At 63.8% G+C, this 22,408-nt stretch carries 20 protein-coding genes; 11 read left to right on the top strand and 9 right to left on the bottom strand.

Going from position 1 to position 22,408, the window contains the following annotated elements; genetic code table 11:
• Nucleotide 1 precedes the first annotated feature (1 nt).
• The 5 genes from QPW08_RS12220 to tsaD all read right to left on the bottom strand — a co-directional run bounded on the left by QPW08_RS12220 (nt 2) and on the right by tsaD (nt 6,215).
• Nucleotides 2–742 (bottom strand): OmpA family protein, encoded by a 741-nt coding sequence (locus tag QPW08_RS12220; protein ID WP_284126088.1) that lies wholly within the window; start codon nt 740–742, stop codon nt 2–4.
• 41 nt (nt 743–783) lie between these two features.
• Complete coding sequence (locus QPW08_RS12215) at nt 784–2,586, bottom strand: vWA domain-containing protein (RefSeq protein ID WP_284126087.1); 1,803 nt, start codon at nt 2,584–2,586, stop codon at nt 784–786.
• 85 nt (nt 2,587–2,671) lie between these two features.
• The gene (locus QPW08_RS12210; protein WP_284126349.1) at nt 2,672–4,153 is read right to left on the bottom strand and encodes a lipopolysaccharide biosynthesis protein; all 1,482 of its coding nucleotides are present in this window, start codon (nt 4,151–4,153) and stop codon (nt 2,672–2,674) included.
• A 35-nt stretch (nt 4,154–4,188) separates the two neighbouring features.
• A complete protein-coding gene (locus tag QPW08_RS12205) occupies nt 4,189–5,184 on the bottom strand; it encodes an NAD(P)H-dependent glycerol-3-phosphate dehydrogenase (RefSeq protein ID WP_284126086.1) in 996 nt (331 codons plus the stop codon).
• Entirely contained in the window at nt 5,181–6,215 is a 1,035-nt protein-coding gene (tsaD, locus tag QPW08_RS12200; RefSeq protein WP_284126085.1) for a tRNA (adenosine(37)-N6)-threonylcarbamoyltransferase complex transferase subunit TsaD, read from the bottom strand. Before tsaD ends, QPW08_RS12205 begins: the two co-directional genes overlap by 4 nt.
• A 45-nt stretch (nt 6,216–6,260) precedes the next feature.
• Between tsaD and hemC the strand changes: the two genes are divergently transcribed.
• From hemC to QPW08_RS12185, 3 genes are all read left to right on the top strand, one after another.
• A complete protein-coding gene (hemC, locus tag QPW08_RS12195; RefSeq protein ID WP_284126084.1) occupies nt 6,261–7,190 on the top strand; it encodes a hydroxymethylbilane synthase in 930 nt (309 codons plus the stop codon).
• A gap of 86 nt (nt 7,191–7,276) precedes the next feature.
• Nucleotides 7,277–7,867, top strand: coding sequence for a uroporphyrinogen-III synthase (locus QPW08_RS12190; protein WP_284126083.1), 591 nt, complete (start codon nt 7,277–7,279; stop codon nt 7,865–7,867).
• 66 nt (nt 7,868–7,933) lie between these two features.
• Nucleotides 7,934–8,845: a hypothetical protein gene (locus QPW08_RS12185; RefSeq protein ID WP_284126082.1), complete on the top strand. Its 912-nt coding sequence runs from the start codon at nt 7,934–7,936 to the stop codon at nt 8,843–8,845.
• A 9-nt stretch (nt 8,846–8,854) separates the two neighbouring features.
• Here the strand turns inward: QPW08_RS12185 and QPW08_RS12180 are convergent, their stop codons facing one another.
• Nucleotides 8,855–10,069, bottom strand: a complete 1,215-nt coding sequence (locus QPW08_RS12180; RefSeq protein WP_284126081.1) for an FAD-dependent monooxygenase — start codon at nt 10,067–10,069, stop codon at nt 8,855–8,857.
• A 47-nt stretch (nt 10,070–10,116) separates the two neighbouring features.
• On the opposite strand from QPW08_RS12180, the gene QPW08_RS12175 reads away from it, so the two are divergent.
• Nucleotides 10,117–12,192, top strand: coding sequence for a protein-disulfide reductase DsbD family protein (locus tag QPW08_RS12175; RefSeq protein ID WP_284126080.1), 2,076 nt, complete (start codon nt 10,117–10,119; stop codon nt 12,190–12,192).
• On the opposite strand, the gene QPW08_RS12170 is transcribed toward QPW08_RS12175, so the two are convergent.
• Together QPW08_RS12170 and QPW08_RS12165 are read right to left on the bottom strand one after the other, a co-directional pair.
• The gene (locus QPW08_RS12170) at nt 12,143–12,703 is read right to left on the bottom strand and encodes a hypothetical protein (RefSeq protein WP_284126079.1); all 561 of its coding nucleotides are present in this window, start codon (nt 12,701–12,703) and stop codon (nt 12,143–12,145) included. The two genes, QPW08_RS12175 and QPW08_RS12170, sit on opposite strands and share 50 nt — an antisense overlap.
• The gene (locus QPW08_RS12165; RefSeq protein ID WP_284126078.1) at nt 12,703–14,199 is read right to left on the bottom strand and encodes a S10 family peptidase; all 1,497 of its coding nucleotides are present in this window, start codon (nt 14,197–14,199) and stop codon (nt 12,703–12,705) included. The genes QPW08_RS12170 and QPW08_RS12165 overlap by 1 nt, the downstream gene beginning before the upstream one ends.
• Nucleotides 14,200–14,328: 129 nt before the next feature.
• On the opposite strand from QPW08_RS12165, the gene QPW08_RS12160 reads away from it, so the two are divergent.
• On the top strand, nt 14,329–14,877 hold the full coding sequence (locus QPW08_RS12160; protein WP_284126077.1) for a hypothetical protein: 549 nt from the start codon (nt 14,329–14,331) through the stop codon (nt 14,875–14,877).
• Here QPW08_RS12160 and uvrB read toward each other — a convergent pair.
• Nucleotides 14,874–17,057 carry an excinuclease ABC subunit UvrB gene (gene uvrB / locus QPW08_RS12155; RefSeq protein ID WP_284126076.1) on the bottom strand — a complete coding sequence of 728 codons (2,184 nt, stop codon included), beginning with the start codon at nt 17,055–17,057 and terminating at the stop codon, nt 14,874–14,876. The two genes, QPW08_RS12160 and uvrB, sit on opposite strands and share 4 nt — an antisense overlap.
• Nucleotides 17,058–17,167: 110 nt before the next feature.
• On the opposite strand from uvrB, the gene QPW08_RS12150 reads away from it, so the two are divergent.
• The 6 genes from QPW08_RS12150 to QPW08_RS12125 all read left to right on the top strand — a co-directional run bounded on the left by QPW08_RS12150 (nt 17,168) and on the right by QPW08_RS12125 (nt 22,396).
• Entirely contained in the window at nt 17,168–17,701 is a 534-nt protein-coding gene (locus QPW08_RS12150) for a DUF3617 domain-containing protein (RefSeq protein ID WP_284126075.1), read from the top strand.
• Nucleotides 17,701–18,288 (top strand): DUF3617 domain-containing protein, encoded by a 588-nt coding sequence (locus QPW08_RS12145; protein ID WP_284126074.1) that lies wholly within the window; start codon nt 17,701–17,703, stop codon nt 18,286–18,288. Before QPW08_RS12150 ends, QPW08_RS12145 begins: the two co-directional genes overlap by 1 nt.
• Before the next feature lie 65 nt (nt 18,289–18,353).
• Nucleotides 18,354–19,139: an esterase/lipase family protein gene (locus QPW08_RS12140; RefSeq protein WP_284126073.1), complete on the top strand. Its 786-nt coding sequence runs from the start codon at nt 18,354–18,356 to the stop codon at nt 19,137–19,139.
• 56 nt (nt 19,140–19,195) lie between these two features.
• The gene (locus QPW08_RS12135) at nt 19,196–20,623 is read left to right on the top strand and encodes a circularly permuted type 2 ATP-grasp protein (protein ID WP_284126072.1); all 1,428 of its coding nucleotides are present in this window, start codon (nt 19,196–19,198) and stop codon (nt 20,621–20,623) included.
• Between the two features lie 13 nt (nt 20,624–20,636).
• On the top strand, nt 20,637–21,581 hold the full coding sequence (locus tag QPW08_RS12130; RefSeq protein WP_284126071.1) for an alpha-E domain-containing protein: 945 nt from the start codon (nt 20,637–20,639) through the stop codon (nt 21,579–21,581).
• On the top strand, nt 21,581–22,396 hold the full coding sequence (locus QPW08_RS12125; RefSeq protein WP_284126070.1) for a transglutaminase family protein: 816 nt from the start codon (nt 21,581–21,583) through the stop codon (nt 22,394–22,396). Before QPW08_RS12130 ends, QPW08_RS12125 begins: the two co-directional genes overlap by 1 nt.
• Nucleotides 22,397–22,408 lie beyond the last annotated feature (12 nt).

Raw genomic sequence — 22,408 nt, 5'->3', positions numbered from 1 at the left:
GTCAACGCGGTCCCGGTGTATCTATCGGAGTGGGGGCAACCTGTACCTTGGCAACAACGCGGAATTCGATCCGGCGATTGGCCGGGTCTGCCGGGTCAAGCCCCGAAACGGGCAGGCTGGACCCGAGGCCACGGGTCTGCAGGCTCTGTTCGGGAATACCACGCGCGACCAACGCCCGCTTGACCGTTGTTGCCCGCTGCAAGGATAGCTCGCGGTTGGCCAGCTCGTCTCCGGAGCTGTCGGTATGGCCGGTGATGGCGATCCGTGCTCCGAAGCAGGGGCGCAGGGCGGCCGCGACTTCGTCGAGCAGTTCGGTCCCGCCGGCGGCGAGGTCAGCGCTCGATTCCTCGAACCGGATGGTCCGCGCACCGAGGATGGCAGCGACATCGTCCTGGCAGCGCAGCGATTCCATCGGTGCTTCGCCCGGGTCGGCCAGCATTGTCCCATCCGTCCAGTGCACACCTCCGACGCCGGGGATTGCAGCCACCGCGCGGGCGATGCGGGCGCGGGTCGTCTCGGCAACATCGCCCTTGGGCGTCAGCATGGCATGGCGGCTGGGCCAGCCCTGGGCCGAACGGAAATCGGCGGTTACGCTGCCTGCCGCTTCGCTGGCGATCACCGCCCGCGCTTTTTGGGCCAGCGAATCGCTCAGCGGCTCAGCCGTCTGGTTGGCTGCAACCAGCGCCAAAACGGCAACCAGCAGCGCGCCACCGAGGATCAGGATGGAAGGGCGGATATTCACTCCGCCCCTCTAGCCATTCCCACCCGCAAAAGGGAAGGGGTTCAGTTCCCGCCCTGCGCTTCGCGCGGGACTTCGCCTAGTCCAGCTGCCACGGCGGCGAGCTTGACGAACTCCTGACGGTAGAAATCGTTCTGCTTGCCTGCGAGCCTGGCCAGTTGGTCGAAGGAATAGCCGCCCAGCATCGGGTCGCCGCGCAGCTTCTGGCCGAACCCGGCGACCGCCGCTGCAAAGGCAAAATCGTCCTTTGGCGCGGTGGCACTACGCAGTTTGGCCGCAGGCAGGACATAGTCGATCAGCGTCGAGGTGTCGCCATCGGGCATCTTGTAGCGCAGCTTCACATAGGCCGCTTCGGAGGCTTTCTCGATGGCCGAGGCAGGTAAGGCGTCGCCATAGCGGCGATCAGGCACCCAACCCTTGCCTCCAGCAAGGACCACTTCGTAGAGCGCGGTGACCTGATGCCCGGCACCAATATCCCCGGCATCGACCTTGTCATTGTCGAAATCCTCATCGCGCAGGGCGCGGTTCTCGTAGCCGATCAGGCGGTACTGGCTGATGACGGCCGGGTTGAATTCGACCTGGATCTTCACGTCCTTGGCGATGGTGAAGATGGTCGATCCCATCTCCTCTCCCAGCACTTTCTTCGCTTCCAGCGCGCTGTCGATATAGGCGTAATTGCCGTTACCCTTGTTGGCGAGCTGTTCCATCATCGCTTCGTTGTAATTGCCCTGGCCGAAGCCGAGCGTGGTCAACGTGATGCCCGTCTCGCGCTTCTTCTCGATCAGTTCTACCAGCGCGTCGCGGTTCGAAACGCCGACGTTGAAGTCGCCATCGGTGGCGAGGATGACGCGGTTGACGCCGCCCTTGATCCAGTTGGCTTCGGCGATCTGGTAGGCGAGCTGGATCCCCGCACCCCCCGCTGTCGAGCCGCCAGCCGTGAGGTTGTTGATGGCGTTGCGGATTTCGCCTTTGTTGTTGGTGGCATCGAGCACAAGCCCGGCGGCCCCGGCATAGACCACGATCGAGACGCGATCCTTCTCGCCCAGCTGATTGGCAAGGCCGAGCATGGCAGTCTTCACCAGCGGCAGCTTGTCGGCGCTGTACATCGAGCCAGAAACATCGAGCAGGAACACGAGGTTCGCGGGAGGGCGGCTTTCGGGCGGCAGGTCGTATCCGGCGAGCCCGATTCGCAGCAGGCGGGTGTTGTCGTTCCACGGCGTCTGCGCGGCATCGAAATTGACGCTGAACGGCTTGGCCCGGTCGAGCGGGCGGTCGTAGTCGTAGCGGAAGTAGTTGATGAACTCCTCGGTCCGCACGGCGGCCTTGGGCGGCAGCTGGCCCTGCGTCAGGAAACGGCGGGCATTGGCATAGGCACCGGTGTCGACATCGACGGAGAAGGTCGAGACGGGGGTCGTCGCGGCAATCTTGACCGGGGAAACTTCCTCGCCGTCATACTGTTCGCGGCCGGGATCGGTGGGTACCACGACCGGCGGGACATAACGGAACGCAGGCAGGGCGGGCTGCGAAGCCCCTGGGACCACTTGCGGCAGATTGTTGACGACGTTGCTGACATTGACCGTACCGGAGAGCTTGAACTCTTCTGACTGGACGACCGCGATGGGAGTAGCGGTCTCGACATTCCTTTGCGGCAGCCGAGTGCCGGTCACCACAATCGCTTCATCGGCGGAATACCCGGCGGGAGGAGGAGGTGCAGGAGCAGGAGCAGGAGCCGGAGCTGGCGGCACTGAAGCGATAGAACCGCTCCCATCATCGGTGTCATAGCTGCTGGCACAACCCACCAGCACAACGGACAGCGCACTCACGGCGGCATAGCGGGCAAATCGCATCAGGCAGTCCTCCCCAAATCTGTAACCCGTGTTCCAGCATCGACCAGCCGCGTGAACGCGTTCTGAATGCTGCTGTCAGGATGGCTCAGGCTTGGGGTCTTGCTGTTTCGTCTTCGCCGCTGCCGCTGATGTTCTTGCGGAAAAGCACCCGGTCTTCCGGTCCGAAGCCACGATGCCAGATGACATAGCCATAGGTGCCGAGGATTAGCGGGATACCCACGATCAGTTCGATCCATTCCGGCATCAGCGTGGCGAAGTATCCGACCACCACCGCCGGGGCTGCCGCCCACACCAGCGCCCAGCGCCAATTGTTGATCGAATGGCCGAGGATGCGGCCCAACAGCATCGCCTTCACCAGCGAAGCAATTCCCAGTGCCAGCATCAGTGAAATCGCTGCGCCGGCCGCCATGAAGCCTTCGCCCATGTCCGACCGCCTGATGAATTCGAGTAGTCCCATGGTGAGCGCGCCTTGCAGCGTGATGGTGCCGATGGAGATCCAGAAATTGCGGACCCGCGCGACATAGACCAGCGCCGCTTCGGACACGACGGCGGTAGCCGCCACCACTTCGGCCAGCAACAGGAAGGCGAGCGCGCCGGTACCGCCGACGAATTCCGGCCCGATCAGGCCCATCACCGCTTCGCCTGGAATGCCCAGCGCGAGCGCGATCCCGGCCTGCGCCGCTATGATCCAGAAACCGACCTGGCAGACCTGCTTCGCAATCGCTTCGTAGTTCCGAGTCTTGAGGTTCTTGGTGATGACGGGGCCCAGCACCGGCTCGAAGCTGGTCTTGAGCTTCTGCGGCAGGCTCGCGACCTGTTGCGCCATATAATAGATCCCGACCGCTACCGGTGACGCGAAGAAGCCGAGAATGAAGATGTCGAGCCGCCGGGTGCCCCACTCGATCGCATCGGTGCCTGCCAATGGCAGCGCCCGCCGGGTCATTGACCACATCCGCTTGGGGTGCGGATACCAGCCTTTCGGCGCGCCATAGGTCCTGAAAAACGGCCACAGCGCCGTCAGCAGCCCGGCATAGATCGACGCAATATAGGCGAAGGCAAGCCCGGAATCGGGAATCCAGAAATAGAACACCCCGGCCATGATGGAGATCGTCCACGGCTCGACCACGGCCCGCGCGCGCACGGTTGTGGCGATATCGAACTTGTAGGCTTGCGCCGCCAGTGCGATTTCGGTCAGCGCATATCCGGGAATGGCGACAACCAGAAGGATGTCGAGCTCGCTGTTCATCCCGTTGGGGAACATCGGTGCCGGAAAAAACCACAATACCGTCGCGACAATGGCGGAGAACACCAGCGCCAGCAGGAATCCGTCGAGCACAAGGTTGGCCTGTGGCTCGTCGCTTTCTGTCAGGCGCTGGGCCAGCCCGCGCTTTTCACCCATCGAGCACACCAGCGCCAGCAGCTCGACCACGATCAGCGCGGAGGCAAATCGACCGACGGCATCGGCACCATAGAGCCGCCCGGCGAGAAACAGGAACGGTAGCCGCGCCAGGAGCCGCAGCAGGAAGCCGATGAAATTGGTCCGCCCGCCCTTGGCGAGCGCGGCCATGTCGCCCGAATGGTCGTCTGGCGGTGCAGCGGTGGTCACGCGCCGGGTCCCTGTTCGGCGCGCAAGGGGCGGGCGAGCAATTGCTGCACGACTTCGGCAGCGGGTGCGCCGTCGAGCAGGCGATTGACCGCCTCGACGATTGGCATGTCGATGCCCTTCGATTGAGCCATATCGCCCAGCACCGGCGCGGTATGCGCGCCTTCGGCCACGGTCCGGCGGTCAGCCATAAGGTCGGAAGCGGACTGGCCTTCGCCGAGCGCCTTGCCGAGCGAGAAATTGCGGCTGGAAGTAGACGAGCAAGTGAGCACAAGATCGCCGAGGCCGCACAGACCCGCCAGCGTCTCGGGCTTTGCCCCCAATGCCTCGCCGAAGCGCAGCATTTCGGCATAGCCGCGCGCGATTAGCGCCGCACGTGCGTTCTGGCCCAGGCCCAGCCCGTCGACCACGCCGCAAGCGATGGCGAGCACGTTCTTTACCGCGCCGCCAATCTCCGCCCCGGTCACATCGTCGCTGTAATAGGGGCGGAAGGCCGGGCGCGCGATCACGGGTTTGAGCCGCTGCCATTGCTCCTCGCCACCACTGCATGCGAGCGTGACGGCAGTCGGCAGCCCGGCCGCAACTTCATGCGCGAAGGTCGGGCCGGAAAGGATCGCAAGCTCGCTGTCGGGACATGCCTCGGCGGCGACATGGTTCATCAGCAGGCCAGAGCTCTGCTCGATCCCCTTGCTGCACAGCACGAGGTCGCGTGGAGGTGTGGGCAGGGTCCGAAGGACCGCCCCGGTATGCTGCGCCGGGGTCACAACGAGCACGACTGGAATGCCGGCGAGATTTGCCATGTCACCCGTGGCCCTGATGGTCGGAGACAGTTCCGCGCTGGGCAGAAAGTGCGTGTTGCGGTGGCTGGCGTTGATTTCCTCGACCACCTCGGTCTCGCGCGCCCAAAGCAGCACCTCGCGCCCGTCGCTGGCGAGCATCTGGGCAAGGGCCGTGCCCCAGGCCCCGCCACCGATCACTGCTACGCTGTGGCTCATGCCTTATACCCCGCTCCACGCACCGGCTCGGCCTTGGGATCGAGCGGCCAGCGCGGCCGCGCGCGGAAGTCGAGCGGATCGTCCTGCCCCATATGTAGGCGCTCACAGCCCGCCCAGCCAATCATTGCTGCATTATCGGTGCACAGGGCCATGGGCGGGGCGACGAAACGCATGCTGCGCTCGGCGGCAAATTTCTCGAGCTCGCTGCGGATACGCTGGTTGGCGGCGACGCCGCCGGCGACGACCAGCGCCTTGGGCAAGTCGGACTTTCCAAGCGCAATAGCGAGACGGTCAACCAGGCAGTCGACAGCGGCCTGCTGGAAACTGGCCGCGATATCCGCATCTGCGTGCTGCTCGCTTTCCTTCGCCCGCAGGACCGCGCTTTTGAGCCCGGCAAAGCTGAAATGCGGCTCACCGCTGCCGACCAGCGGCCGGGGCAGGGGTACTGCGGCAGGATCGCCTTCCAGCGCGAGTTTTTCGACGGCGGGACCGCCGGGGTAACCGAGGCCGAGGATCTTGGCGGTCTTGTCGAACGCTTCGCCCAGCGCATCGTCAATCGTGGTGGCGAGGCGGCGGTACTGCCCGACTCCCTCGACCATCAGGATCTGGCAATGCCCGCCGGAGACCAGAAGCAGCGCATAGGGAAACTCCAGCGCTGGATCGGCTAGGCGCGGGCTCAGCGCATGACCTTCGAGATGGTTGATTGCCAGCAGCGGCTTGCCCGCCGCCATCGCCAGCGCCTTGGCACTGACGAGGCCGACCATCACTCCGCCGATCAGTCCCGGCCCGGCAGTGGCAGCGATGGCGTCGAGGTCGCTGAAATCCTTGCCCGCATCGGCCATCACCGCTTCGATCATCGGGGCCAGTCGTTCGGCATGGGCGCGCGCGGCGATCTCCGGCACGACACCGCCGTAAGGCGCATGCGCCTCGTCCTGCGACGCGATCCGCTGGGCGAGGATCTGTCGATCCGTCGTCACCAGCGCCGCTGCGGTTTCGTCGCAACTGCTTTCTATGCCGAGCACAAGAGCCATGCGGCTTCCCCTTAGACGAAGGCCGCGCTAGGGCAAGCGCAGCCGATGACAGACACGCCCGTTCTCCGCCTAGGAACCCGCAATTCCCCGCTTGCCATGGCACAGGCGGAGGAAACCCGCCGCCGACTGTGCGAAGCGCATGGCTGGTCGGAAAACGCGGTCGAACTGGTCCCGGTGGTGGCAAGCGGCGACAAGGTGCTCGACCGCCCGCTGGCCGAAGTCGGCGGCAAGGCACTGTGGACCAAGGAACTCGATGGCTGGCTGCACGCGGGCGAGATCGATGTTTCCGTCCATTCCATGAAAGATGTCGAAACGCTGCGGCCTGACTGGCTCACCATCGCCGCGATCCTGCCGCGAGCGGACAAGCGCGACATGCTGGTGGGGGCCGAGAGCATCGCCGCGATCCCGCAGGATGCCGTCGTTGGCACAAGCGCCCCGCGCCGGGCCGCGCAGATGCTGCATCATCGGCCCGATGTGAAGGTCGTGACCTTTCGCGGCAATGTGGCCACTCGGCTGCGCAAGTTGTCTGAGGGTGAGGCCGATGTAACGCTGCTGGCCGCCGCCGGGTTAGAGCGCCTTGGCCAGCTGGAGGTCGGGTCAGCACTCGACGAGCATGACTGGCTGCCGGCCCCGTCGCAAGGGGCGATCGGGCTGGAATGTCGTACCGGTGACGCCCGGGTGCGCAAGCTGCTCGCGCCGCTCGACCACGGGCATAGCCGAGCCGAAGTCCTTGCCGAACGCGGCTTGCTGGAAGCGCTGCAGGGCACGTGTCATAGCCCGGTGGCAGTGCTGGCAAATTCGACCGACCAGGGCGTAAAACTCAGGGCTGCGATCTTTAGTCCGGATGGCAAGGAGCGCGTGGACGGCGAGGGCACATTCCACATCGGTGAATTCGCCGGACTGCAGGCGCTGGCAGAGGACATGCTGGAGCGCGCCAGCCCGGCCATTCGCGCGGTCTTTGGAGGAGGTGGTTGAGTCGCCCCCTCTTCGTCCTGCGACCGGAGCCCGGGCTAACCCAGACGCTTGTTGCCGCTTTCGAGCGCGGCCTTGCAGCCAAAGGCATGCCGCTCGCCAAGGTCGAGCCGGTCAGCTGGAAGGCACCGTCGACACCATTCGACGGTTTGTTGATCGGTAGTGCCAACGCCATTCGCCATGCAGGGGCGGAGCTCGACAAGGTTCGCCATCTACCGGTGCATGCAGTTGGTGAGACGACAGCCAGGGCCGCGCGTGAGGCAGGGCTGGCAGTCGAGACGGTGGGGCAGGGAGGGTTGCAGGCAGTAATCGAAACATTCGGAGAGCGCGAACAATCGCTGCTGCGGCTGGCCGGCGAAACCCATTTGACGCTGGAAACGCCTGCGCATGTCCGAATAACGACAGAAATTGTCTATCGCGCGAAATTTTTATCGCTCTCGTCGCAGCAAGCGGGACTGCTTGTTGCCGGATCGGTGGTGATTTTACATTCGGGCGAGATGGCAAGGCATTTTGCCGAGGAATGTGAACGACTTGCGCTGGACCGGTCCGGCCTTGTGCTGGCGGCGATGGCCCCCAGGATCGCGCAAATGGCGGGAAAAGGCTGGGAATCTGTCCACATTGCGACTGCTCGAAGCGACGCAGCAGTGTTGGATTTGGCTGCAGAGCTGTGCAACAGATAGGTTTCGTTAAGTGAGACCGCGCGAAAAGCGTGGCGGTGGGTCAATAAACGGATCGGAAAGCGCGACGTGCAGACGGAGCCGACGGGTACCAGCTCTTACCGGGCGATTATCGCCTTTGCGCTGATGGCATTGCTCATCAGCGCCGCAGTGGCGGGCTATTTGTGGTGGCGGCCCGGCTTTGGCGGGGCAGAACGTGGCCTACCTTCGCCCAGAGAGACAGAGGAAGCGGTTCCGCAGTCGCTTGTTGATACAGTGCTGCCTTCGCCAACGCCCAGCGCGGCAGCATCCGAAGCTGCGCAGGAAGCGGCCCAGGCGGTGGAACGGGTGGCCGAGCAGCAAGGTGGCCTCGAAGCGCGGCTCGCAGCCGCAGAGCAGCGCCTGACCCGGCTCGACCTGCAAGCGCAGGCTGCCGCTGGCAATGCGGCGCGGGCGGAAGGCCTGCTGATCGCTTTCGCTACCCGTCGCGCGATTGAGAAGGGTGCCGAGCTCGGCTTCCTGGCCGACCAGTTGCGGCTGCGGTTCGGCGACGGCTGGCCCAATGCCGTTTCCACGGTGATTTCGATGTCGCGCGACCCGGTTACGCTCGACCAGCTGATTGCCCGGCTCGAAGGGCTCGAGCCAGAGCTGCGCAACGCCAGCGAAGAGCCGAGCTTCGACAAGCTACGGCGCGAACTCAGCGAGCTGTTCATCGTCCGGCGCGAAACATCGCCGTCGCCGCAACCGATGCGGCGGATGGAACGGGCACGGCTGTTCCTAGAAAGTGGGCGCTACGAATCGGCGATCGAGGAAGTGCAGAACATGCCCGGCGCTCCTGCAGCCGAGAAGTGGATTGCCGACACGCGCCGCTACGCTGCCGCCCAGCGCGCGCTCGACCTGATCGAAACCGCCGCATTGCTGGAGCAGGGTCGCTTGCGTGACGGAGCGGGCAACCAGATCGGCGCGCCGAGCCCGGTGCAGGAAGTCACGCCGGAGCGCTGATCCCGATCGTCAGTGGCGCAGGAGTTCGGGCCGCTCGCCAGTCACGCCGCGCGCTTCGTTCATGAAGAAGTCCTTCAGCCAGCCGGTGCGCTGGACCCCGGCCATGCCGAAGCGGCGGATGGCGGAGGCTGCCTTGCCCGGGAGCCCGAACAGGCGGGTGAGACCATCGGTCGCGCTCATCACCATCAGCGCATCGAGCGCGCGCCATTCCTCGTATTTCTTCAGCATCCCGGCATCGCCCGGGTCCAGGCCCAGGCGGCGCCCTTCGGTGAGCACCTCGACCAGCGCGCCCACATCCCGCAGGCCAAGGTTGAAACCCTGCCCAGCAATCGGATGCATCCCGTGCGCCGCATCGCCTACCAGCGCCAGCCGCTCGCCGATCAGCTTGGAGGTATGCTGGAAACTGAGCGGGTAGGAAGAACGCTTCGAATTGAGGCTGATCGCCCCGAACATCCCGCCCATGCGCTTCTCGACTTCAGCGAGGAAGGCGCGGTTTGACAGTTTGAGCACGCCCGCCGCATCGGCCTCGTCCACCGTCCACACCAGCGCGCTGCGGTGCTGGCCTTGCGGTCCGTCGAGCACCGGCAACAGCGCGAAGGGGCCGTCCGGATAGAAAATCTCCCACGCGACATTTTCATGCGGTTTTTCATGATCCAGCCCGACGATGATGGCGCGGTGGCTGTAGTCCCACTTGGCGAGGTTGAGCCCTTCCTCATCGCGCGTCGGCGAACCGCGCCCTTCGGCAGCGATCATCAACCTGCCCTTGAGCACGCGCCCGTCCGCCAGCGTGGCGGTCGCCCCAAAGGCGTCGCGCTCGCGAGTGACGATCTCCGCCGGGGCAATCCAGTCGATCAGCGGTTCGGCCTTGGCAGCTTCGAACAGGGCCACCCGCAAGGTGCGGTTGGCGAACATCCGCCCGAGCGAGTCCTCATGCGGTTCTGGCTGGAAGTCGATCTGGCCCGGCTTCATCTGGTCGCTCACCGCAATGCTGTCGATCGGGCAGCCATGCGGCTCCAGCGTTTCGGCCAAGCCGATGTTGCGGAACAGGTTCCAGCTCGCCGTTGAGATTGCGGTGGCGCGCCCGTCGAAGCCTTCCGCGGTGACGGAGGCCGGGTCTGCCCGGTCGATGACATGGCTGGAAAAGCCGCGCCGTGCCGCCGCCAACGCCAGCGTCATGCCGACGAGCCCGCCGCCCAGGATCAGGAGATCGCGTGTCTCGGCCATGGATTCCCTTTGAGTCTGCAACTAGATGGCGCGATAGGACCTTAGTGATGACTTTCGCAAGATCGACCTTTGCCCGGGTGCTGGCCGGATTGATGTTCCTGCTGGCACTGCTGGTGACACAACCAACGCGCGCGCAGGAGCAGAACATCCGCGCTTCGCTGGTGGTGGAAGGTCCGGTCGCGCCCGGCGGCGAGACCACTCTGGCGATCCGTTTCTCGCCGGTTTCTCCCGCATGGCACGGCTACTGGAAGAACCCCGGCGATGCCGGCCTGCCGATGCAGCTCGAATGGACGCTGCCCGAAGGCGTGAGCGTTGGCGAGCCGCGCTATCCGGTGCCCCAGACGCTGGTCATAGACGGGCTGATGAACCACATCTTCGAAGGCGATTACGCCGTCCTGCTGCCGCTCAGGCTCGACAAGAGCTATGCAGGCGGACCGGTGCTGCAAGTCGGCCTCGAGGCCTTCTACCTCGCCTGTACCGACGAGATCTGCGTTCCGCAGGACGCGACCATGCAGGTGAACGCGCCGGTGGGCGCGGGCAGTGCCGCCCCCAGCGCCGATTTTACCCGCTGGCGCAGCGCGCTCGCGCCGCTGATCGATAGCCCGGCGCGGTTTGACATGACGGCGTGGCTGTTGCGGGTGGCGATCCCGCTGCCGGCAGGCGTCGATCCGGGCGAGCCGCATGTCTTCATCGGCAATCGCGATCTGGTGAACTATGCGCAGGCGCAGGGTTTCCGCCGCACGGGCGACTGGCTGGTGGCGGAAATCCCGCTGGCACTGAAGGGTGACCGACCGGGCCAGGTCGATGGCATCCTCAGGCTCGGCAATGGAGCGGGCCTGCGTTTCGTAGCCGAGCCTGGCGAAGTTCCCTCCGGCGGGACGCGGCTGATGGCGCTGGCAGACGATGTGCCGCCGCTTTGGTTGTTGCTGGGAGGAGCGCTGCTGGGCGGCCTGATGCTCAATGTCATGCCCTGCGTGTTCCCGATCCTCAGCCTCAAGGCGCTCAGCCTCGCCCGCGCCGGGGAAGGCGAGCACGAAGCGCGGATGGAAGGGTTGTCCTATACCGCCGGCGTGGTTCTGGCGTGCCTCGCGCTTGGCGCGGTGATGCTGGCGCTGCGCGCTGCGGGCGAGCAGGTTGGCTGGGCGTTTCAGCTGCAGGAACCGGCGGTGGTGGTGGCGTTGCTCGCGCTGGCGGTGCTGATCACCGCGAACCTGCTGGGTCTGTTCGAGCTGCCCGGGCTTTCGATTTCCGGCGGCAGCACGCCGCGTGGGGCCTTTGCGACCGGTCTGCTGGCGGCATTCGTTGCGACGCCCTGTACCGGGCCGTTCATGGCGGCAGCCCTGGGCGCGGCGCTGCTGCTGCCTGCACCACTGGCAGTGCTGCTGTTCGCTGCGCTCGGGGTGGGGCTGGCGTTGCCGTTCCTGCTGCTGGGTTTTGTCCCGGCACTGCGTAGCCGCCTGCCCAGGCCGGGGCCGTGGATGGCAACCTTTCGCAAGGCGATGGCGATCCCGATGGGGCTGACGGCTCTGGCGCTGGTTTGGTTGCTGTGGCGGATGGGAGGAACCACCTTCGCGCTGGCTGCATTGATTCTGGCAGTTACAATCACGGTTCTTCTGACCATTCTGCTTGGGTCGAAATTTGCCGGCCATCCGGCGCGGAAACTTCTGGCGCTTACCATGATCGCGAATTCCATCGGAGTGACGCTGCTGGCCGTCAATACTTTTGAACGGACAGAAAGGGCCGCAAGTGCCAGTGCGCTGGAATCGATACCGTTCACAAATGCCGATCTGTCCGAAGTCCGCGCTTCAGGCTCGCCCGTCTTCGTCTATTTTACTGCCGACTGGTGCGTCACCTGCAAGGTCAATGAAAGCGTCGCGATAGAGCGCGAAGCGACCCGCGAGGCGTTCGACAAGGCCGGCGTCGTCACCCTGCGCGGCGACTGGACGCTACGCCAGCCGGAGATCACCGCCTTCCTTACCGAGCGCGGCGTGGCCGGGGTACCGCTTTACTTGTGGTACGAGCCGGGCGCAGCCGAACCCGAGCAATTGCCGCAGGTGCTGACGCCCGACAGCCTTATCGAGCTGGCTCAGCGTCCTCGTCAGGCTCCTCGTCCTCAGGAGTAGCACGGCAGGCGTTCACCAGACTGCGCACCAGTGGGCTGGGCTTGAGCTCTACACTGCCGGCCCCAGGGATGGTCGCCTCGAATTCCTTCTGACCGGTCATCGCTTCAAGGTCGGGATGATCGGCTTCGACCGAGCCCTGCCACAGCCACGCCCGCCCGTTGTAGGTGCTGTCCACCGGTAGCCGCAGGGCGTGGAAATTGCCGACAACTGCCATCATCGCCTGTGCCTCGCGATCTGCCGGTGCGAACCGCGTGAAAGCGAGGCGTGCGATGGCTCCCCCGCGCTCACATTGGAACGCCAGAAGTGGAGTTTCGCCCGGCACGCCATAGAGCAAGCGCTCGTCGATATCGCTCGGTGCCCACACGGCGCCGGTTGTGTCGGGCGATGGCAAGGGCGCGGAGGCTTGCGGCAGAGCTTCGGTGACCTTGCCACGCTCGAGATAGTCTTCCGCCGCCGGTGGTTGGCACGCGGCGAGCGCCACCAACGGAAGTGCGGCGAGCCAGCGGCCCATCATCGCGCCCTGATGAACGCCCGGATGTCGCGCGAGAGCTGCGATCGGTCTTCGTCGCGGATGTACATCATGTGGCCTGAACCATAGTACTTCCACTCGATGCGGTCTTGCGGGAAACCGGTACGGTTGAGCGATAGCTCTGCACCAAAGAACGGCGTGGCAAAGTCATAATAGCCCTGGGCTACGAAGGTACGCAGCCCCGAGTTCTGTCGCATGGCCTGCCCGATGAAAGGCGCGACGTTGAGATAGGCTCCGCGCCCGCGCCCGGAAAGCGACCATTCCCAATTGCGCCCGGGATCGCTGCCAATGGCCTGGTATTCGCGGTCGGTCTCGAAGCCGAGCGTCTCGCGCGACCAGGCGTTGATCGCGGCAGTATAGCCCGCGTCGATGCCATAGAAGCTCGGGTCGGCGTCAGGCGTTTCGCCCGCGTTGTCAAAGTCCTGCCCGGTGTAGCGGCTGTCGAGGCGGCCGATGGTGAGGCCCCGGTCGCGCAGCAGCTCCTTGTAGAAGCGCTGCGAGGTTACACGCAGGTCGGCCTGTTCGAGGTAGGTCTCGCTGAGGCCGGTCAGGCGCGAGAGTTCGGCGCGTACCCTTGCGCGCTCGTCGGCGGGCAGGTCTTGCCCCTTGAGCAGCGCAGTCGCGAACGGCCCGATGGCAAACTGGCGTGCCTCTTCGGCAATGGTTTCGGCTGAAGGTGCTTCGGCCTTGCCATGGAACCACGCTGCCGTCGCCATGTTGGGCAGGGTGACGATATAGGCCATCTCGTTGCCCGGCGTCGGCTCGCGCGCGGCGAAGTCGAGGATCGTCGAGATCAGGATCAGCCCGTTGAGGCCGACGTCGTTATAGGTCCCGCCCTCCAGCTCCCTCACGACCATGGCGGTGCGGGTGGTGCCATAGCTTTCGCCGCCAAGGTACTTGGGGCTGTTCCAGCGACCATTGTCGTTGATCCAGCGGCGGATGACCGTGGCGACCGCCTTCGCATCGGCTTCGAGGCCGTAGTACTTTTTCGGGTCGGTGCCCTTGGTGAGATAGCTGAAGCCTGTCCCCGGCGGATCGATGAAAACGAGGTCTGCAACGTCGAGCAGGCTGTCGGGATTGTCGAGCAGCGGATAGGGCGGGGCGCCATCGTCGCGCGCGTCGCTGGGGATCGCCACTCGCTTGGGCCCGAACGCGCCCATCTGCAGCCACACCGAGCCCGAACCGGGGCCGCCATTGTAGATGAAGAACACCGGCCGCGAGGTGTCGCGCGGGTTCTGGACATAGCTGGTGGTGACAATCACTGCCTCGGGTTTGCCATCGTCGGATTTGAGCACGTTTTCCTGGATTGTCGCGCGATAGCTGACGCGCTGTCCACCGAAAGTGCCGGCGAGGTCGCGAGTGCGGACCTGTGGGTCGATCTTGGCCGGCTTGGCCGCTTCAACCTGAGGTTTGTCTTGCGCGGCGAGGGGGGAAGAAAGAGCGAGCGCTGCGGCGGCGAACAGGATGCGATGTGTCATGTGCGCCCCTATGGCAAAGCCGCAAGCGCAGGTAAATCGGCCAGTGTCGAACGAGATTGCCTATTCGTCGGTGCTTTGGTGTGGTGGAGTACTTCCGTTGCTATCGGGCGGACTGGGGAGATACCGATCATGCGCCTGCTCTTGTCCGCCGCCATCCTGTCATTGGCTACGCCTGCGAATGCGGTTGCCGAAGAACCGTCTTCGGAGGAAGCGTCCGTCAGTCCTGCCTTGGCGCAGTTGCGGAACGTGATCGGCACATGGGATGTCACCACGACATTCTACCGCGCCGACGGAACACCGGGCCGTTCCTTCCCCGGCATCTATGCCTTTGAATGGGTGATGGATGACAAGGTCGTGAAGGGGATGAGCACGATCCCCGAATTCAACATGGCTTCCGGCCTGCTGTTCTACCTGCGCGATTCGACAAACGAGATCGAGATGGTTTCGGTCGGGCCGGACGGCCAGCTCTGGGTAATGACCGGCTCGCAAGACAGCGAAACGCGCGAGACGCCGGTAGTGGAGATGCCCGATGGCACCACGCTCAAACTGCGCTTCACGCGCTTCAATGCCAGTGAGGACCGTTTCGAATCGAAGATGGAACGCTCGACCGACGGCGGTGAAACCTGGGTGCAGGGCAACCACCAGCTGTTCGTGCGGAGGGAATCAGAAGACGGCTAACGCATCTTACGCTGCGTTTTGCCATACCTCATCTTGCGGGTGCCGGGCTTGCCTTCGTTGCTGCGGCCCACAAGCGGTGCCTTCTTCTCTGCATCCCCAAGGCCAAGCTCGTCGTTCTCGAGCCGGCGGATTTCGTCCCTGAGCCGTCCGGCTTCCTCAAACTCCAGATCGGCGGCAGCAGCACGCATGCGTTTCTCGAGATCCTCGATATAGGCGCGCAGGTTGTGGCCGACGAGGTTGTTGCGCTCATCATCGCCGGTGTCGACAGTGACGCCGTCCTGCGAGGCAGTATGCGCGACGATATCGGCGATCTGGCGCTTGATCGTCTGCGGGGTAATCCCGTGTTCCTCGTTGTATTCGCGCTGTTTCTCGCGGCGGCGTTCGGTTTCCGCCATCGCGCGTTCCATGCTGCCAGTGATCCGGTCGGCATAGAGGATCACGCGGCCATCCACATTGCGCGCGGCGCGGCCAATAGTCTGGATCAGCGAGGTTTCGCTGCGCAGGAAGCCTTCCTTGTCGGCGTCGAGGATACAGACCAGCCCGCATTCGGGGATGTCGAGCCCTTCGCGCAGCAGGTTGATGCCCACCAGCACGTCATAGACCCCCAGCCGCAGGTCGCGGATCAGCTCGATACGCTCGAGCGTCTCGACATCGGAGTGCATGTAGCGGACCCGAACACCCGCTTCGTGCATGAACTCGGTCAAGTCTTCCGCCATGCGCTTGGTCAGCGTGGTGACGAGCGTGCGGTAGCCCTTCTTGGCGGTTTCGAGGCACTCCTGGATGCAGTCCTGCACCTGATCCTCGACCGGCTTGATCTCTACCGGTGGGTCGATCAGGCCCGTGGGGCGAATGACCTGTTCGGCAAAGACGCCACCGGTCTGCTCCAGCTCCCACCCGCCCGGCGTCGCGGAAACGCAGAAGGTTTGCGGGCGCATCGCGTCCCATTCGTTGAAGCGCAGCGGGCGGTTGTCGATGCAGCTCGGCAGACGGAAGCCGTACTCGGCCAGCGTCAGCTTGCGGCGATGGTCCCCGCGCGCCATTGCGCCGATCTGCGGCACCGTCTGGTGGCTCTCGTCGACGAACAGCAGCGCGTTCTCGGGCAAGTATTCGAACAAGGTTGGCGGCGGTTCGCCCGGCAGGCGTCCGGTCAGGAAGCGGGAATAGTTCTCGATCCCCGCGCAGGAGCCGGTGGCGGCGATCATCTCCAGGTCGAAATTGGTCCGCTGTTCCAGCCGCTGCGCCTCCAGCAGGCGGCCTTCTTCGTGCAGTTCCTTGAGCCGTTCCTGCAGCTCGAACTTGATGGCTTCGGTCGCCTGTTTCATCGTCGGGCCGGGGGTGACGTAGTGCGAATTGGCGTAGACCCGCACTTTCTCCAGCGTGTCGCCTTTCTTGCCCGTGAGCGGGTCGAACTCGCTGATCTCTTCGATGTCGTCACCGAAGAAGCTGATGCGCCAGGCGGTGTCTTCCAGGTGGCTGGGAAACAGCTCGAGATTGTCGCCGCGTACCCGGAAGCTGCCGCGGGCGAAGGCAGTATCGTTGCGCTTGTATTGCAGCGCCACGAGCTTGCGGATCAGCTCTCGCTGGTCGATCGTCTCGCCGGACTTGAGGTCGAAGATCATCGCTGAATAGGTTTCGACCGAGCCGATACCGTAGAGGCAGCTGACCGAGGCGACGATGATGACATCGTCCCGCTCCAGCAGTGCACGGGTGGCCGAGTGGCGCATGCGGTCGATCGCCTCGTTCACCGAGCTTTCCTTCTCGATATACGTGTCGGATCGCGGGACGTAGGCTTCGGGCTGGTAATAGTCGTAGTAGCTGACGAAATATTCGACCGCGTTGCCCGGGAAGAAGCTCTTGAACTCGCCATAGAGCTGGGCGGCGAGGATCTTGTTGGGCGCGAGCACCAGCGCCGGGCGCTGCAAGGTCTCGATGACCTTGGCCATGGTGAAGGTCTTGCCGCTGCCGGTCACACCCAGCAGCGTCTGGGTCTTCTCGCCTTCTCCGGCGGACTGCACCAGTTCGGCAATAGCAGTCGGCTGGTCGCCCGCCGGTTCGTAGTCGCTGACCAGCTCGAACCGCTTGCCCGGCAGCGATTTTTCCGGCCGCGCAGGGCGGTGCGGTGTAAAATCTTCTCCTGTGTCGGGCTCGTCCAGCCCGCGTCTGATCACCAATTCTGCCATCTGCGCGATATGGCCGTCCACAAGGGCATTGTGAAGTGGGGCGCTTGGCCGTAGCCTCCGATGCAAACATGCGCGGTCGCCGGAAACGACGATAGGGAAGGGATTTTCACATGAAGAAACTTGCAATGGTGGCCGGACTGGCGCTGTTCGCATCGGCCTGCTCCAGTGGTGATGCCGATACCGATGGCGATGGCGAGATCAGCGCCGAGGAAGCGCGCGCGGAAATGGCCAGCGCCAACATCAAGCCGGAGCCCGGCCAGTACAAGATGAGCATGACGTTCAAGACCGCCGAGATCCCCGGCGCGCCGCCCGAAATGCTCGAAATGCTCGGCAAGACCATGAGCAATACCATCGAATATTGCCTGACCCAGGAAGAGGCGGACAAGGGCTTCGAAGAAGCGCTCACCCGCGAGCAGGACGATAGCTGCAAGATCACGAAGATGGACATGGACGGCGGCACGATCGACATGGCGATGACCTGCGAAGATGAGAGCAGCGGCACCATGAACATCACAATGAATGGCGACGTCAGCCCCACCAAGTCCGACCTGACCATGAAGATGCAGGGCAAGATCCCGCAGCTTGGTGATGCCAACATCGAAATGAACATGAAGCAGGAGCGGGTCGGGGATTGTCCTGCATAATGCGCTCTGATGTGCGAATTGCCTGCGTCACCTTGGCGGCTTTCTGCGCCGTATCCTGCGGTCAGGAAAAGCCGCTGAGTGGTGAAGAAGTGCTCGCCCAGGCCGGCAAGCTGCAAAAGCCGGAGCCGGGCCTTTATGCCACCAGCACCAAGCTGGTGAGTTTCGATGTGCCCGGTCTCCCGCCTGCGCAGGCGGACCGCATGCGCGAGCAAATGCAGGGCCTGTCCAGCGAGCCGCAACCGAGTTGCTTGACGGAGGCAGAGGCTAGCAAGGGGTTTGAGGATGTCCTCCGCCAGATTGGCGAAGGCATCAATGACCAGGAATGTGCCTTTACCCGGTTCAATGTTGACGGGATCAGGTTCGATGCCAACCTGTCGTGCAGCGGCCCGATGGGCGTTTCCGCAGAAGTCGGCTTGAGCGGAACAAGCACCAGCGCCGGTTTCGATGCCAGCATGGACCTTGAAGCGAGCAACAGCATGATTCCGGGCGGCTCGATGGAGATGCAGTTCGATGTGAAATCCGACCGCTTGGGACCTTGTTCAGAGGCTGAACTGGACGGTGCTGAAGCGCAGGTCGCTGAAGAATAGGTGGTAGCGCAAACCGCAGCGTTCGCATTGCGTTCATTTGGCTGCCAGCAGAATGTCACGGTCTCATGGCATCGCGCGCATCATCGTCTTTGAACTTTCCATTTCCGCTGGAGCGGGAAGAGCTGGCGCGTCGCCTTGAGTTGGCGCGCGAGGCCAACCCCGATTCAGCCGCGAAGCCGCATCTCAAATACCTGCTGGCCGAACTTTCGACAGTGTTCTGGCCGGTGCGCAAGTTCTATTCGCGCTATGTTCGCGCCTACGCCGTGCCCAAGGCTGCGAAGCCGCGCACCGTCATGGTCCTGCCCGGTTTCTGTACAAGCCCTTCGCGCATGCGGTATTTTGCCGAGCTGCTGGAGGGGGCAGGGCATGCCGTCAAGCGCTGGGGGTTGGGCTTCAACTGGGGGCCAACCGAACAGAATCTCGCAGCCCTCGAAGCCCGCCTGCTCGACCTTTTTCACCGTGCCGGGGAGCCGGTCGTGCTTGTCGGGTGGAGCCTTGGCGGGTTGTTCGCCCGCGAACTGGCAAAGCGGCAGCCGCAGGCCGTGGCGAAGGTCATCACCATGGGTACGCCGTTTTCCTATTCTCCGCGGGCCAACAATGCCTGGCGGATCTACCAGTTCGTCGCCGGACACCGGGTCGAACAACCCCCTGTGGGTGGGGTGATGGCTGAAAAGCCGCCGGTGGAAACAGTCGCGCTTTGGAGCGCCAATGACGGGGTCGTCCATCCGCGCGCGGCCTGCGGGAAGCCGGGAGAGCGCGATCGCGCCATCGCACTTCGCTGCGGCCATATGGGCTTCGCGCACTCGCATGAGTCGATCGAAGCCGTAGCCAGGGAACTAGATCGGGATTGAGTCCTTGATTAGACAAGGCAAGGTGGTAGCCTTGACCTATCCAAGACGGGGACTTGATGGCCGGTCCAGGCGAATACTTCGATGAACGTTGCGATACGGAGGGCAATGTCCGCCCTGCCTATCGGGACTACGACACCTGGTTCCAGGCGCAGGAAAGCGACTTCCTTCGCCGGAAGAATGTCGAAGCCGAAGGGCTTTTTCGCCGCACCGGCATTACTTTCAATGTCTATGGCGAAGATGATGCGGAAGAACGACTGATCCCGTTCGATATGGTGCCGCGGATCATATCCGCAGCCGAATGGCGCCGGCTGAGCAGGGGAATCGAACAACGCGTCAGCGCCATCAACGCTTTCCTCTACGACCTCTATCACCGGCAGGAGATCATTCGCGCCGGTCGGATCCCGGAGCGGCTGTTCCGCAACAATGCGGCATGGTTGCCGGAGATGGTCGGCTTCACTCCGCCGGGCGGGGTCTACACGCATATTGTCGGTATCGACCTCGTCCGAACCGGGCCGGACGATTTCTTCGTGCTGGAAGACAATGCGCGCACGCCTTCAGGTGTCTCCTACATGCTGGAGAACCGTGAGACCATGATGGGCATGTTCCCTGAACTGTTCACACGGGTCGGGGTCGAGGCAGTCTCGAACTATCCGCGCAGGCTGGCCCGCAGCCTGGCCGCCTGCGCACCCGATTGTGCCAGCGGCAAGCCTGTAGTCGCGGTGTTGACCCCGGGTATCTACAATTCTGCCTATTTCGAGCATGCCTTCCTGGCCGACCAGATGGGGGCGGAACTGGTTGAAGGCAGCGACCTGAGAGTGATCGATGGTCGGGTCGCCATGCGCACCACGCGCGGTTACCAGCCGGTCGATGTGATCTATCGCCGCGTCGATGACGAGTTCCTCGATCCGCTGACCTTCAATCCCGACAGCGTGCTGGGCGTTCCGGGTATCATGGACGTCTATCGCGCCGGCCGGATCACGATCGCCAACGCGCCCGGGACCGGGGTGGCCGATGACAAGGCGATCTACAGCTTCATGCCTGAGATCGTCGAATTCTACACCGGTGAGAAACCCTTGTTGCCCAACGTCGAGACCTGGCGCTGTGCCGACAAGGAGAGCCTCAAATACGTGCTCGACAACCTCGATGAGCTGGTGGTGAAGGAGGTTCATGGCTCGGGCGGCTATGGCATGCTGATCGGCCCGACTGCCTCGAAGCGCGAGATCAAGGAATTCCGCAAGAAGCTGGAGGCCAATCCGGCCAACTACATCGCCCAGCCGACGCTATCGCTGTCGACCTGCCCGATCTTTACCAAGAAGGGGCTTGCCCCCCGCCACGTCGATTTGCGCCCCTTCGTGCTGGTCAATCCCAACGGGATCGAGATCACACCCGGGGGCCTTACCCGCGTGGCGCTGAAGAAGGGCTCGCTGGTGGTCAATTCCAGCCAGGGCGGCGGCACCAAGGATACATGGGTGCTCAAGGAATGAGTGGGGCCCCATCATGCTAGGCCGGACAGCCAACAGCCTGTTCTGGATGTTCCGCTATCTCGAGCGGGCGGAGAATACAGCGCGCTTGCTTGAGGCTGGCCTGCGTATGGCGCTGACCCGTGACATCGAGTCCTCGGAGGCCGAATGGCGTTCGATCATCCAGACCGCTGGGCGTAGTGCAGCCTTCGATGCCAAGTTCGACAACTACGAAGGGCAGAATGCGTGGAATTTTATCCTGCGTGACAAGGACAATCCCTCCAGCGTGATGGACATGATCGACGGTGTGCGGACCAATGCCCGCTCTGCCCGCAACGCGATCAGCGGGGAACTGTGGACCGTCGTCAATGAAAGCTGGATGCAGATCAGGGACCTGCTGGCGCGCCCGGTGAGCCAGGGGCAAGTCGGGAATGTCCTCGCCTCGATCCGGCGCGCGGGCACGCTGGCACATGGGGCAATGGCAGGCTCCATGCTGCGCGACGAAGGTTTCCACTTCGCCCGGGCCGGGACCTTCCTGGAGCGTGGTGACAGCACAGCGCGGATCCTCGATATCAAGTATTACCTGCTGCTGCCGTCGCTCTCCTATGTCGGATCTAGCCTCGACAGCGGGCAATGGGAAAATGTGCTCCGCTCGGTTGCCGGCGATCGCGCTTACAGCTGGCTGCATGCCGGGCAAATGGAAGCGCGGGGCATCGTCGATTTCCTGGTGCTCGATGAACGCTTCCCGCGCAGCCTCGCGTTTTGCCATAATGCGTTGCGCGACGAGCTTATGGCGCTGGCCCGCATCCACAAGCGGGAAGGTGAAAGCAATGAGCTCATGCGACAATCCGACATGCGGCTGACTGACCTCACTGTCGATGCCATCTTTGACCAGGGCCTGCACCAGTTCCTGATCGATTTCATGAACACCAATGCCCGTATCGCCAATGCGATCGGCGAAGACTACCGGTTCCACGCCTGATGCGCCTCTCTGTCCGTCATACGACGCTCTACACCTATACCGAGCCGGCCGTGCACGGGTTGCAGCGGCTGCGGCTGACCCCGAAGTCGACGCAGGGCCAGAAGATCATCGACTGGGCGATGCGCTATGAGAATGCGCGGCCAGAGCTCGAATACGAAGACCAGCATCACAACACAGTGACGCTGATCGCGGTCGAGGAAGAGGCGCGGCATGTCACGGTCGAATGCACCGGGATTGTCGAAACCGAAGACAACGCCGGGGTAATCGGTCGCCATTCCGGGCACTTGCCGCTGTGGAGCTTCATGGGCCAGACCCCCCTCACGGCGCCGGGTGCGAAACTGCGAGCCTTCCTGCGCGACGTTGATCACGATACCGGTGAGCCGCTCGACTATCTGCATAAGCTGTCCGCAGCCATTCGTGACCGGGTGGAATATCGGGTCGGCGAGACCGGGGTGCGCACAACCGCCGAGCAGGCAATCGAGCAGGGCAGCGGTGTCTGCCAGGATCATGCCCATATCTTCATCGCCGCCGCGCGCGCGGCCGAATTCCCGGCTCGCTATGTCAGCGGCTACCTGATGATGAATGACCGGGTCGACCAGGATGCGACCCACGCATGGGCCGAAGCGCATGTCGAAGGGCTCGGCTGGGTTGGCTTCGACATCTCCAACGGCATCAGCCCGGATCGTCGTTACATCCGGGTAGCCACCGGGCGCGACTATCGCGATGCGGCGCCTGTGACCGGTATCAGCCTTGGCGGACGAGCCGAAGGCATGCAGGTGCAAGTCGCGGTGGAACAGCAAACGATTGAGCAGTAGGGCGATCCCGAC

The organism is Parerythrobacter aestuarii (assembly GCF_030140925.1).
Taxonomy (GTDB): domain Bacteria; phylum Pseudomonadota; class Alphaproteobacteria; order Sphingomonadales; family Sphingomonadaceae; genus Parerythrobacter; species Parerythrobacter aestuarii.
Note: the sequence above shows the minus strand (reverse complement) of the source record. Positions and strands in the feature narration are given on the sequence as shown.

Bases quoted from the DNA above. Each gene is read 5' to 3' on its own strand.
- tsaD (WP_284126085.1), bottom strand. From the start codon at position 6,215: ATGGCTCTTGTGCTCGGCATAGAAAGCAGTTGCGACGAAACCGCAGCG.
- QPW08_RS12145 (WP_284126074.1), top strand. From the start codon at position 17,701: ATGCGCTCTGATGTGCGAATTGCCTGCGTCACCTTGGCGGCTTTCTGC.
- uvrB (WP_284126076.1), bottom strand. From the start codon at position 17,057: ATGGCAGAATTGGTGATCAGACGCGGGCTGGACGAGCCCGACACAGGA.
- QPW08_RS12170 (WP_284126079.1), bottom strand. From the start codon at position 12,703: ATGGGCCGCTGGCTCGCCGCACTTCCGTTGGTGGCGCTCGCCGCGTGC.
- QPW08_RS12130 (WP_284126071.1), top strand. From the start codon at position 20,637: ATGCTAGGCCGGACAGCCAACAGCCTGTTCTGGATGTTCCGCTATCTC.
- QPW08_RS12135 (WP_284126072.1), top strand. From the start codon at position 19,196: ATGGCCGGTCCAGGCGAATACTTCGATGAACGTTGCGATACGGAGGGC.
- QPW08_RS12180 (WP_284126081.1), bottom strand. From the start codon at position 10,069: ATGGCCGAGACACGCGATCTCCTGATCCTGGGCGGCGGGCTCGTCGGC.
- QPW08_RS12150 (WP_284126075.1), top strand. From the start codon at position 17,168: ATGAAGAAACTTGCAATGGTGGCCGGACTGGCGCTGTTCGCATCGGCC.
- QPW08_RS12160 (WP_284126077.1), top strand. From the start codon at position 14,329: ATGCGCCTGCTCTTGTCCGCCGCCATCCTGTCATTGGCTACGCCTGCG.
- QPW08_RS12165 (WP_284126078.1), bottom strand. From the start codon at position 14,199: ATGACACATCGCATCCTGTTCGCCGCCGCAGCGCTCGCTCTTTCTTCC.
- QPW08_RS12190 (WP_284126083.1), top strand. From the start codon at position 7,277: ATGCCGCTCGCCAAGGTCGAGCCGGTCAGCTGGAAGGCACCGTCGACA.
- QPW08_RS12215 (WP_284126087.1), bottom strand. From the start codon at position 2,586: ATGCGATTTGCCCGCTATGCCGCCGTGAGTGCGCTGTCCGTTGTGCTG.
- QPW08_RS12140 (WP_284126073.1), top strand. From the start codon at position 18,354: ATGGCATCGCGCGCATCATCGTCTTTGAACTTTCCATTTCCGCTGGAG.
- QPW08_RS12210 (WP_284126349.1), bottom strand. From the start codon at position 4,153: ATGGCCGCGCTCGCCAAGGGCGGGCGGACCAATTTCATCGGCTTCCTG.
- QPW08_RS12205 (WP_284126086.1), bottom strand. From the start codon at position 5,184: ATGAGCCACAGCGTAGCAGTGATCGGTGGCGGGGCCTGGGGCACGGCC.
- QPW08_RS12175 (WP_284126080.1), top strand. From the start codon at position 10,117: ATGACTTTCGCAAGATCGACCTTTGCCCGGGTGCTGGCCGGATTGATG.
- QPW08_RS12125 (WP_284126070.1), top strand. From the start codon at position 21,581: ATGCGCCTCTCTGTCCGTCATACGACGCTCTACACCTATACCGAGCCG.
- hemC (WP_284126084.1), top strand. From the start codon at position 6,261: ATGACAGACACGCCCGTTCTCCGCCTAGGAACCCGCAATTCCCCGCTT.